The following is a 10534-nucleotide window of genomic DNA, read 5'->3' as shown; positions in this document are numbered from 1 at the left end:
GGGCTGTCCAGGGTTGGGCGCCGGGTGCGTCGCCGGCCTTGCCGGTCGCCCCGCTACCGGCTGCAGCCGGCTCCTGCCCGGCGCCCAACCCTGGACAGCACAACGCCTGTCTACGGGCCATAACAGCCTTTAGGGTCAGGCCTCGAGGTGGCGGCGCGGCAGCAGCCGCCAGGCGAGGCCGCCGCGGGTCCCGAACAGCATCGAGGCGACGTAGAGGAGGCCCGCCGTGAGCACGATCGCCGGCCCGCTCGGCAGGTCGCCGTAGTAGGACACGAGCAGGCCCGCGAGGCTCGACGCGAGGCCGAGCGCCATCGCGGCCGGGATCAGCCCCGACAGGTCCGTGGCCCAGAAGCGCGCGCTCACGGCCGGGAGCAGCATCAGGCCGACCGCCAGCAGGGTGCCGAGGGCCGCGAAGCCCCCGACGAGGTTCAGCACCACGAGGCCGAGGAACGCGTAGTGGACCGGCCCGCTCGCCCGGCTCACCGAGCGCAGGAACAGCGGGTCGACGCATTCGAGCACGAGCGGACGGTAGATCGCCGCGAGCCCGACGAGCGTGACGGTGGCGATGCTGCCGAGCAGCAGCAGGGCCGCGTCGTCGAGGGCGAGCACGGTGCCGAAAAGGATGTGCAGCAGGTCGACCGAGGTGCCCCGCAGGGAGATCATCAGGACGCCGGCGGCGAGCGCCAGGAGGTAGAGGGCGCCCAGGCTCGCATCCTCGCGCAGCACCGTCGCGCGCGACACCGCGCCGGCCAGGAAGGCCACGGCGAGCCCGGCGGCGAGCCCGCCCAGCGTCATGGCGGGGAGCGAGAGGCCCGCCAGGAGGAAGCCCCCGGCGGCCCCCGGCAGGATGGCGTGGCTCATCGCCTCGCTCATCAGGCTCATCCGGCGCAGGGTCAGGAACACGCCGACCGGCGCCGCGCTCACCGAGAGCGCCACGCTGCCGGCGAGCGCCCGCCGCATGAAGGCGAAATCCGCGAAGGGCGCGACGAGGAGGTCGATCACGCGGCGTGCTCGCGGTCCGGCGCCGCGCCGTGCGGCCCGTGCCCGTGCGGCTCCTCGGCGTGGGACCCGTGATCGTGGTCGCCGCGAGCGTGGTGATCGTGAGCGTGGTCGCCGTGAGCGTGGCCCGCGTCCGTGCGCGCGCCGCCCCGGCAGACCGGCGCCGCTTCGTCCCAGGCCTCGCAGAGCTGGCGCGCCCGGCGCAGGTTCGGCGCCGTCAGCACGGTCCGGGTGGCGCCCCAGGCCACGGGCTCGCGGGCGAGGAGCAGGGTCGCGGGGAAGTGCTGGCGCACCTGCTCCAGGTCGTGCAGCACGGCGATCACCGTGCGCCCCTCCCGGTGCCAGCTCTCCACCAGGGCGAGCAGATCCGCGGTGGTGCGGCTGTCGATCGCCGCGAAGGGCTCGTCGAGGAGCACCGCGCGGGCGTCCTGCAGCAGGACCCGGGCGAACATGGCGCGGCGGAGCTGGCCGCCCGACAGGGTTCCGATCGGCCGCCGCTCGAAGCCGGTCAGCCCGACCCGGGCGAGCGCCGCGGCGACGGCGGCCCGGTGCGGGCGCAGGCTCGCGAAGGCGCCGATGCGCCGCCACAGCCCCATCGCCACGAAGTCGTGGACGGCGATCGGGAAGCCCCGGTCGATCTCGGCCGCCTGCGGCAGGTAGGCGAGGTCGCGCCGCGCGAGGCCCGGATGCTCGATGCGCCCGTCGAGGGGCGCGACCTCGCCGATGATGCCTTTGAGCAGGGTCGACTTGCCGGCCCCGTTCGGCCCGACCACCGCGAGGGACGCGCCGGCGGGCACGACCCCGTCGAGGTGGTGGACGGCCGGGTGGCGGTCGTAGCCGAGGGTGAGGCCCCGGAACACGATGGCTCCGGGAGCGGCCGATGCCGTCATGCGCCGAGCGCCCAGGCGACCACACCCCACACCGCCGCGGCCGCGCCCCCGGCGAGCGCCAGCCGCGGCAGCAGGCCGAGCCCCAGCAGGGAGGGAGGCGCCGCCGGAGGGCGGGGCGGCGTCGCGTGCGGCAGGGCCTCCATCGCGGCCTCTCCTCGTTCGTGTCCGGCGCGGGGACGGGTCCGGGAAGCGGCGGCTGTCGTCCCGCCCGTCATCTGCTAGACGGGAGCCGGCGTCCTTGACGGTCCAACGCTGTTACACTGTAACAGGCGGGGCCTGTCAACCGGAGAGCGTTCCATGAGCGAGCACGCGCGGACGGACCATGGCTGCGGCGGCGAGGATCGAGCGGGCCTGCTCGCCCGGGCCGAGCGCCTGTGCCGCGAGCGCGGGCTGCAATTCACTCCCCTGCGCCAACGCACCCTGGAGGTGATCGCCGGCGAGGCGCGGCCGCTCGGCGCCTACGACATCGCCGAGCGCCTGAGCGCTCCGGGCCGCCGGGTGGCGGCCGTCTCGGTCTACCGCGCCCTCGACTTCCTGACCGAGAACGGCCTCGTGCACCGCCTGGCGAGCCGCAACGCCTTCGTGCCCTGCGGGCACGGCCACCACGAGGGCGAGGGGGTGGTCTTCCTGATCTGCCGCGCCTGCGGCGGGGTGGACGAGACGAGTTCCGCCGAGATGGAGCGCGGCCTCGACCGGACCCTGGCCCAGGCGGGATTCCGCCCGGCCAGCCGCATCGTCGAGATCGAGGGCGAGTGCGGTGCCTGCCAGGAACGCTCCGCCGGGACGGAGCCGCCGCCGCGCGGCGCCTGACACCGCCCTCGTCCGGCCCCACCTGCGGCGGAAGCGCGCAGGTCCGGCGGCGGGAAACCCTGCCTCCGTGCCCGGTCCGAATACTGCTCATCAGTAATGCGAGGCGCCGGCGCTGCGCGGGCTGCCGCTTTCGGCGGCCGCGCGAGATGCTTTGCAGCCCAATAAGTTGAGCCCGATACAACCCGCTGCAGTGCCGCGGCCCGGCGGCCCGCACCCCGGCGCGCCGCCGCCAGCGTCCGCGCGCGCTGATACCGGTATACCAGCCGAGCGGCACTGACGGACGGGGAACCGCAGCCTTTGGCCCCTGTTATGGGCCCGACCGACGCAACGGAACGGGTGAAGGGCAAGACGTGACCGAAGGTGTCGACCGATCCGAATTGCGGCAGATCATCGCCGGATTGAGCGAGGGCGTGATCCTCGTGGAGCCCGACGCCCGGATCATCTGGGCGAACGAGGCGGCCCTGGCGATGCACGGTGCCGGGAGCCTCGATGAACTCGGACGGACCGCCGCCGATTACCGGGCGCGCTACGCGCTGCGCTATCGCAACAACCGCCCGCCGGACCCGAGCCCGATCGAGCGCGTGGTGGCGGGCGAGACGCTCCGCGACCTCGTGGTCGAGGTCCGGCGCACGGACTCGCCCGGGGCGACCTTCGTGCATTCCCTGCGCAGCCTCGTCGCCACGGACGGCGCGGGCGGACCGAGCTGCCTCGCGCTGATCCTCAAGGACGTGTCCGACCAGTTCGAGGCCGAGGAGCGCTTCGAGAAGACCTTCAACGCCAACCCGGCCCCGGCGGTGATCTGCCGCCTCTCGGACCTGCGCCACGTCAAGGTGAATGCGGGCTTCCTGGAGATGACGGGCTTCGCCCGCGAGGCGGTGATCGGGCGCAGCGTCTACGAGGTCGACGTGCTGGCCGGGGCGGCCAACCGCGACCTCGCCGTCGAGCGGCTGAACGCGGGCGCGACGATCCCGCAGATGGAGGCCTTCCTCGACCTGCCCGACGGCGCCACGCGCGCCGTGCTGGTGGCGGGCCAGCCGATCGAACTGGGCGACGAGCCCTGCATGCTGTTCTCCTTCGCGGACATGGAGCTGCGCCGCAAGGCGGAGGTGGCGCTGCGCCAGAGCGAGGAGCGCTTCGCCAAGGCGTTCCGGCTCACGCCGGTGCCGACGCTCCTGGCCCGCGCCGACGACCTCGCGGTGACCGCCATGAACGACGCCTTCACCCGGGCCTTCGGCCTCGGCGAGGACCGGGTGATCGGCCGCAGCCCGGGCGAGATCGGCCTGTGGGTCTCGGACGCGCAGGGCGCGCGGATCGAGGAGGCGATCGTCCGGACCGGCTTCGTGCAGGGGCTCGAAGCCTGCCTGCGCCACGAGAGCGGGGCCCCGATCGACGTCGTGGTCTCGGCGGAGCGGATCGATGTCGGGGAGGAGGGCTGCGCGCTCCTCGTCCTGCAGGACATCACCGAGCGCAAGCAGACGGAGCGCGAATTGTTCGAGGCGATCGAGACGGTGATGGCCGACACCTCCTGGTTCAGCCGCGGCCTGATCGAGAAGCTCGCGAGCCTGCGCCGGCCCGCGCGGGGCGATCCGGACGACACCGCCCCGCGACTCACCGGGCGGGAGCGCCAGATGCTGTCGCTGATCTGCTCGGGCCTCGACGACGCGGCCATCGCCCGTCGCCTCGGGCTCTCGCGCAACACCGTGCGCAACCACGCGGCCGCGCTCTACCGCAAGCTCGGCGTTCACAAGCGCACGGAGGTGATCCTGTGGGGCCGCGATCACGGTTTTCCAGCCGGTGCGAATGGTGCGGATCACTCGCCGTACTAGTAATTTTGGACTATTGAAGATCGGGAGAGCCGATCCATTTGACGGATGCACATGGTTCTTCTGGATGGACAGGACGAACCATCGGGCATGCCGTCGATGAATTCTCGAACCGGGTCACGAATGACCTGGCAGGGAAGGATTGCGTCTGGCCGGCGGCGATGACCGCCGTGCCCGGCGGGATCCGCGGCGGCGGGGTCGGTCGCGGGGAGCGCAGCTCGCCCCGCCGCCCCAACGCAAGCGCAACGCGAGCAACCGAAGGAGACACGGATATGGTCGATACGGATCGGATCACGGGAGCCGCCCGCGAGATCGGCGGCAAGGTGCAGGGCGCGGTCGGTGACCTCGTCGGGTCGCACCGGGATTCCGCGGAGGGCCGGATGCGCGAGGCGCAGGGCCAGGCGGAGAACCTCTACGGCCAGGCCAAGGACGCGGTGCGCCACGTCGCCGACGAGGCCGCGGATTACGCGGAGGACGCCTACGCGCAGAGCACCCGCGCCCTGCGCCACGGGCGCCAGGAGGTCGCCGAGCAGGTGGCCGAGTACCCGCTCGCCTCGCTGCTGATCGCCGGGCTGGTCGGGTACGGCCTCGCCCTCCTGGTCCACGGGCGTCGCTGAGCGGCGCGTCCCGCACCGGCGGGCGCCGCGCGGTGCCCGCCGGGGTCCGCCGGGCGCCCGCGCGCCCCTCGCCAAACCGGAGCTTCAACGTGGCATCTTCCTCCACCCTCCCGTCGCTCGCGTCGAGCGACACGCGGGCCATCGCCCTCAACCAAGTGTCCTGGGGCGCGGTCATCGCCGGCACCGTCACGGCCCTGGTGACGCAGGTCATCGTCAACATGGTCGGTCTCGGCATCGGGCTCGCCAGCCTCGGCACCAGCGCCTCCGACAGCCCGTCCGCCTCGACGGTCTCGCTCGGTGCGGGCCTGTGGTTCGTGGGCTCGGGCGTCGTGGCCTCGCTGGCGGGCGGCTACATCGCCGGGCGCCTCTCGGGTAAGCCGCGGGCCGGCACGGCGGGGCTGCACGGCCTCGTCTCCTGGGCGGTGACGACCCTCGTCGTCCTCTACCTGCTGACTTCGACGGTCGGCGGCCTCGTGGGCGGCGCCTTCTCGGGCGTGGCGAGCACGCTCGGCGGCGCCGGCAGCCTCGTCGGGGGCAGCGTGCAGACCGCCGCGCAGGCGGCCGCGCCCTCCCTTGCCAAGGTCACCAACCCGCTCGACGGGATCGAGGACAAGGTGCGCCAGCAGGCCAACGGCCAGGACCCGCAGGCCCTGCGCGACGCCGCCGTCGCGGCGATCCGGGGCGTCCTCACCGGCGACCCGGCGCAGAAGCAGCAGGCCGAGGCCCGCGCCGCCGACGCCCTCGCCAAGGCGCAGAACATCCCGGTCGAGGACGCGCGCAAGCAGGTCCAGGACTACGAGACCCAGTACACGCAGGCCGTCACGACCGCCAAGCAGAAGGCGCAGGAGGCGGCGGTCGCCGCCAAGTCGGCCGCCACGCAGGGCGCCTTCTCGGCCTCCATCGCCCTGATCCTCGGCGCGGTCGCGGCCTTCCTGGGCGGCCTCGTCGGCCGGGTTTCCCCGGTCTCCGCCCTCGAGGCGCACCGCCTCTGACATCCCCCAACCGTAGGAGAGATGACGATGAGCAGCACCACCGACAAGCTCAAGGGCCTCGCCGACCAGGCGATCGGCAACGTCAAGCAGGGAATCGGCCAGGTCACCGGCAACGACCGCCTCGTGGCCGAGGGCAAGGCGCAGGAACTGAAGGGCGACGCCGAGCGCGCCGTCGGGGCGACCAAGGACGGGATCGCCTCCGCCGCCGACGCGATCAAGCGCCGGCTCTGACGGCCGGTCCGTCCCGGGGCGGGCCTGTCCCGCCCCTCCCCTCCTCCAGACGAAAGGTGACGTCATGAACAGCGATCGGCTTCAGGGCGGCGCGCGCCACATCAAGGGGCGCGCCCAGACGGTGCTCGGCGGCCTGACCGGCGATCCCGGCCGGCAGGTACGGGGCGCGTTCAACCAGGTGGTCGGCGGCGCGCAATACGCCTACGGCGATGCGCGCGCCCGGGCCGAGGACCTGCTCGAGGATGGCGGCGCGCTCGCTCGCGAGGCGCGGCAGCGCGGCGAGGTCTACCGCCGCAACGCCGTCCGCTACGCGCAGACCCACCAGACCTCGACGCTCCTCGGCCTCGCGGCCCTGGCTTTCGCGGCGGGATGGCTGACTCGGGGCCGCTGAGCCCCTGACCGCAGCCGCGCGGCGGGAGGCGCCTCGGGATCGAGCGCGACCTCCCCTCCCCCGCCGATCCCGGGCAGGTCCGGGATCGGCGGGGGACGAATCGCGTGAGCCTCCGCGAGGGGCGGCGTTTTTGAGACGCCGGCCTCGCGGCCGGGCCGAGCCGGATCGCCTGTGTCCCGGCCCTCGCGGGTGGTGCGACCCAGGCTTGCTACCCCTCGACGAAGCATCCCCCGCGTGCAAGTTTCTCCCGCAACGGCGCAGCTGACGCCGAACGGGGAGGGACGGATGCGGCGGTTCCTGGCGGCTCTCGGCGCGCTGGCCTGCGCGGCGGGGGCGTCTCCGGCCCTGGCGCGGGTCACGGCCATCGAGGTGCGGACGGTCGAGCCCTTCGCGGAGGGACAGAGCTTCGGAGAGGCCGGTCCCTACGAGCGCGTGATCGGCAGCGCGCGCGGCGAACTCGACCCGGCCGATCCGCGCAACGCCGGCATCGCCGACATCGCGCTGGCGCCGCGCAACGCGCAGGGCCGCGTTGAATACCGCACCGACTTCTTCATGCTGCGGCCGAAGGACCCGGCGCGGGGCAGCGGCACCCTGCTCTACGAGGTGCTGAACCGCGGCCGGAAGTTCCTGTTCAACTGGGTGCTCGACGCGGCCGCCCAGGCCGCCCAGGCGGTCAACGACCCCAAGAGCCCGCAGGATGCGGGCACCGGCCTCGTGCTGCGGCGGGGCGATACCATCGTGTGGTCGGGATGGGAGGCGGACGCCCTCCGTCAGCAGGGCGGCATGGCGATCGACGTGCCCGTGGCCACCCTGAACGGCCGGCCCATCGTCGAGACCGTGCGCGACGAACTCGTCAGCGCCACGCGCGGGCCGCCCGAGGCGCCGTTCTTCCTGAGCTTCAAGGCGGCGAGCCTCGACAAGGCGGGAGCGAGCCTCACGGTTCGCCGCCGGGAGGCGGATGCGGCGCGCCCCGTGCCGGAGAGCGCCTGGACCTTCGCGTCGGCGGGCGAGCTGCGGCTCCTGCCCGAGAGCGTGAAGCCCGAGCCCGGCTCCCTGTACGAGTTCACCTACCGGGCCGCCGGTCCGAAGGTGCTCGGCATCGGCTTCGCCGCGACCCGCGACGTGGTGGCGTTCCTGCGCGGGGCCGAGAGCGGGGCCGCCAACCCGGCGGGCGGGGCGGTGAAGCGCGCCGTCGCGCTCGGGATCTCGCAGAGCGGGCGGTTCCTGCGCGACTTCATCCGGCAGGGCTTCAATCAGGACGAGGAGGGCCGGCGGGTCTTCGACGGGATGCTGCTGCACATCTCCGGCATCGGCGGCGTCTTCCTCAACGCCCGGTTCGGCCAGCCCTCGCGCACGAACACGCAGCACGAGGACCACCTCTATCCCGAGAACGCCTTCCCGTTCTCGGCCGCCGCCATGCGGGATCCGGTCACCGGGCTGTCCGGCGCCCTGCTTCGGGGCGACGGCTTCGACCCGCTGCTGATGGAGGTGAACACCTCCACCGAGTACTGGCAGAAGGGCGCCTCGCTCCTCACCACGGACCCGCTCGGGCGGAGCGACGCGGCCTTGCCCGCCACCGCGCGGGCCTACCTGATCTCGAGCGGCTTCCACTACGGACGGGCCGGCCTGACCTCCAGTCCCGGTCCCTGCGCGCTGCCCCGCAGCACCCTCAATCCCGGTCCGGCCCTGCGCGCCCTGCTGGTCGCCCTGGAGGAGTGGGTGGCGACGGGCGCTCCGCCCCCGGAGAGCCGGGTGCCGCGCATCGCCGACGGTACCCTGGTGCCCGCGGCGGAGACCGGCTTCCCGTACCTGCCGGGCGTCCGCGTGCCGGACGCACCGAACGCCATCGCCCGCTTCGCGACCTACGTCGACCCGCGCCCCGAGGTGGGCCCGCAATACCGTCCCCTCGTGCCGAAGGTCGATGCCGACGGGCACGACATCGCCGGCATCCGCCTGCCGGACATCGCGGTCCCGCGGGCGACGATCACGGGCTGGAACCTCTACGCGGAGCCGTTCCCCGCGGGTGAACTCTGCGACCGGGAAGGCAGCCGAATCCCCCTGGCGCGCACGCGGGCCGAGCGCGAGGCGAAGGGTGATCCCCGGCTCTCGCTCGAGGAACGCGACGCCGAGGCCGCCTATCCCGATCGGGTGCGGCGGTCGGCGGACGCGCTGGTGGCCGGACGGCTTCTCCTGCGGGAGGACGCCGACCGTCTCGCCGAGGCCGCCCGCGAGGCGGCGCGGCAGCCCTGACCGACCCGACACGACAGGAGATGCCCATGCCCGTTCCGACCCGTCGGACCATCCGGCCCCGCGGTCTCGCGGCCGCCCGGTTGGCCGCCCTGTGCGCCGTCCTCACGGCCGCGAGTCCCGCACTGGCGCAGCAGCCGGCGCCGCTCCAGGTTCCGGCGAAGGCGGTGCCGGTGCCCGCTGATGTCAGTCCGCAGATGGCGACGATCATCGGGGCTCCCCTGCGCACGAACTGGGACATCCATCCCAAGACCGGAGAGGAATGGAAGCCGGTCGCCGAGGCCGGCGCGGCGGCGCTCGGCAAGCTGGTGCCCGGGATGCTGGAGCGCCTGCACGTCAAGGTCGAGCGCACCACGATCGACGGCGTGCGCGCCTTCGTGTTGACGCCCGAGACGATCCCCCCGGAGAACCGCGACCGGCTGCTCGTCCACGTCCATGGCGGCTGCTACGTGCTCAACCCGGGCGAGGCCGGCCTGCCCGAGGCGATCTTCATGGCCGGGTTCGGCCACTACAAGGTGATCTCGGTCGATTACCGCATGCCGCCGGAGGCCTACTTCCCGGCCGCGCACGACGACGCCATGACGGTCTGGAAGGCCGCGACGCGGAGCAACGATCCGAAGAAGATGGGGATCTTCGGCACCTCGGCGGGGGGCGCCCTCACCCTGGCGATGGTGCTGCGGGCCAAGCAGGAGGGAGTGCCGCTGCCCGCGGCGATCGCGGCGGGCACGCCGATGTCCGACACCACGAAGGTCGGCGACAGCTTCGTCACCAACGCGATGCTCGACAACGTGCTGGTCTCTCCCGACGGGTTCTGCGACGACGGGGCCAAGGTCTACGCGGCCGGGCACGACCTCAAGGACCCGATGCTCTCGCCGGTCTACGGGGACATGCGCGGCTTCCCGCCCACCATCCTGACCACGGGCACGCGCGACCTGCTCCTGTCGAACACCGTCCGGGTGCATCGCAAGCTGCGCGATGCCGGCGTCGAGGCTTTTCTCCAGGTCGGCGAGGGCCAGTCGCACGCCCAGTATATCCGTGACGACACCGCCCCGGAGACCCGGCAGGTGTTCGAGGAGATCGCAGGATTCTTCGACCGGCACCTCGCCAAGTAGGGGCGAGACATGAACCGGCCCGCCAGGGAGGATCCGGGCGGGCCGCGGTCACGGCTGGGAAACGGTGGGCCGGCTCCGGCTCCGAGAGCAGCTCGCGTCGGCGACCTTCGCGCGGGACGGTTAGGGCGGTGAAAGGGAAGCCATGCCCTTCTCCCCTGATGACGCGTGACATGTAACCTTTGGCGTATGCCCGGACGTGCCAAGGCCTCTCGGTTGAAGACCCCGATGTGTCGCTCCCTGGGGCGAGGACGACCGCTCCGGATTCCGGTCGAACAATGCGCTCAAGACGACTGAAAACGACGAAGCCCCCGCCCTCTTGCGAGGGCGGGGGCTTCGTGAACTGGTTGCGGGGACAGGATTTGAACCTGTGACCTTCAGGTTATGAGCCTGACGAGCTACCGGGCTGCTCCACCCCGCGACGG

11 protein-coding genes and 1 tRNA gene are annotated in these 10534 nt (G+C 73.1%); 8 read left to right on the top strand and 4 right to left on the bottom strand.

Going from position 1 to position 10534, the window contains the following annotated elements; all coding sequences use genetic code 11:
* Positions 1 to 135: 135 nt before the first annotated feature.
* From ACW9J6_RS34075 to ACW9J6_RS34065, 3 genes are read right to left on the bottom strand one after another with little or no spacing between them, the layout of a single operon-like run.
* Positions 136 to 1002 (bottom strand): metal ABC transporter permease, encoded by an 867-nt coding sequence (locus ACW9J6_RS34075; RefSeq protein WP_457120758.1) that lies wholly within the window; start codon positions 1000 to 1002, stop codon positions 136 to 138.
* Complete coding sequence (locus ACW9J6_RS34070; RefSeq protein WP_457120757.1) at positions 999 to 1889, bottom strand: metal ABC transporter ATP-binding protein; 891 nt, start codon at positions 1887 to 1889, stop codon at positions 999 to 1001. Before ACW9J6_RS34070 ends, ACW9J6_RS34075 begins: the two co-directional genes overlap by 4 nt.
* Positions 1886 to 2032: a hypothetical protein gene (locus ACW9J6_RS34065; protein ID WP_457120756.1), complete on the bottom strand. Its 147-nt coding sequence runs from the start codon at positions 2030 to 2032 to the stop codon at positions 1886 to 1888. The genes ACW9J6_RS34070 and ACW9J6_RS34065 overlap by 4 nt, the downstream gene beginning before the upstream one ends.
* Before the next feature lie 154 nt (positions 2033 to 2186).
* On the opposite strand from ACW9J6_RS34065, the gene ACW9J6_RS34060 reads away from it, so the two are divergent.
* The 8 genes from ACW9J6_RS34060 (at position 2187) to ACW9J6_RS34025 (ending at position 10112) form a co-directional block, all read left to right on the top strand.
* A complete protein-coding gene (locus ACW9J6_RS34060) occupies positions 2187 to 2699 on the top strand; it encodes a Fur family transcriptional regulator (protein WP_457120755.1) in 513 nt (170 codons plus the stop codon).
* Positions 2700 to 3049: 350 nt separating this feature from the next.
* A complete protein-coding gene (locus ACW9J6_RS34055) occupies positions 3050 to 4525 on the top strand; it encodes a helix-turn-helix transcriptional regulator (protein WP_457120754.1) in 1476 nt (491 codons plus the stop codon).
* A 269-nt stretch (positions 4526 to 4794) separates the two neighbouring features.
* Complete coding sequence (locus tag ACW9J6_RS34050; RefSeq protein WP_457120753.1) at positions 4795 to 5139, top strand: CsbD family protein; 345 nt, start codon at positions 4795 to 4797, stop codon at positions 5137 to 5139.
* Between the two features lie 89 nt (positions 5140 to 5228).
* On the top strand, positions 5229 to 6131 hold the full coding sequence (locus ACW9J6_RS34045; protein WP_457120752.1) for a PhnA-like protein: 903 nt from the start codon (positions 5229 to 5231) through the stop codon (positions 6129 to 6131).
* A gap of 27 nt (positions 6132 to 6158) precedes the next feature.
* Complete coding sequence (locus ACW9J6_RS34040; protein ID WP_457120751.1) at positions 6159 to 6362, top strand: CsbD family protein; 204 nt, start codon at positions 6159 to 6161, stop codon at positions 6360 to 6362.
* Positions 6363 to 6426: 64 nt separating this feature from the next.
* Complete coding sequence (locus ACW9J6_RS34035; protein ID WP_457120750.1) at positions 6427 to 6753, top strand: CsbD family protein; 327 nt, start codon at positions 6427 to 6429, stop codon at positions 6751 to 6753.
* 285 nt (positions 6754 to 7038) lie between these two features.
* Entirely contained in the window at positions 7039 to 9003 is a 1965-nt protein-coding gene (locus tag ACW9J6_RS34030; RefSeq protein WP_457120749.1) for an alpha/beta hydrolase domain-containing protein, read from the top strand.
* Positions 9004 to 9029: 26 nt separating this feature from the next.
* Positions 9030 to 10112, top strand: coding sequence for an alpha/beta hydrolase (locus ACW9J6_RS34025; protein ID WP_457120748.1), 1083 nt, complete (start codon positions 9030 to 9032; stop codon positions 10110 to 10112).
* 341 nt (positions 10113 to 10453) lie between these two features.
* Here ACW9J6_RS34025 and ACW9J6_RS34020 read toward each other — a convergent pair.
* Positions 10454 to 10530: transfer RNA gene (locus ACW9J6_RS34020), tRNA-Met, on the bottom strand.
* Positions 10531 to 10534 lie beyond the last annotated feature (4 nt).

The organism is Methylobacterium sp. JK268 (assembly GCF_054052225.1).
Note: the sequence above shows the minus strand (reverse complement) of the source record. Positions and strands in the feature narration are given on the sequence as shown.

What these genes read in the sequence shown, in the direction of transcription:
- ACW9J6_RS34040 (WP_457120751.1), top strand. Translation starts at nt 6,159, where the DNA reads ATGAGCAGCACCACCGACAAGCTCAAGGGCCTCGCCGACCAGGCGATC.
- ACW9J6_RS34025 (WP_457120748.1), top strand. Translation starts at nt 9,030, where the DNA reads ATGCCCGTTCCGACCCGTCGGACCATCCGGCCCCGCGGTCTCGCGGCC.
- ACW9J6_RS34060 (WP_457120755.1), top strand. Translation starts at nt 2,187, where the DNA reads ATGAGCGAGCACGCGCGGACGGACCATGGCTGCGGCGGCGAGGATCGA.
- ACW9J6_RS34065 (WP_457120756.1), bottom strand. Translation starts at nt 2,032, where the DNA reads ATGGAGGCCCTGCCGCACGCGACGCCGCCCCGCCCTCCGGCGGCGCCT.
- ACW9J6_RS34035 (WP_457120750.1), top strand. Translation starts at nt 6,427, where the DNA reads ATGAACAGCGATCGGCTTCAGGGCGGCGCGCGCCACATCAAGGGGCGC.
- ACW9J6_RS34050 (WP_457120753.1), top strand. Translation starts at nt 4,795, where the DNA reads ATGGTCGATACGGATCGGATCACGGGAGCCGCCCGCGAGATCGGCGGC.
- ACW9J6_RS34030 (WP_457120749.1), top strand. Translation starts at nt 7,039, where the DNA reads ATGCGGCGGTTCCTGGCGGCTCTCGGCGCGCTGGCCTGCGCGGCGGGG.
- ACW9J6_RS34070 (WP_457120757.1), bottom strand. Translation starts at nt 1,889, where the DNA reads ATGACGGCATCGGCCGCTCCCGGAGCCATCGTGTTCCGGGGCCTCACC.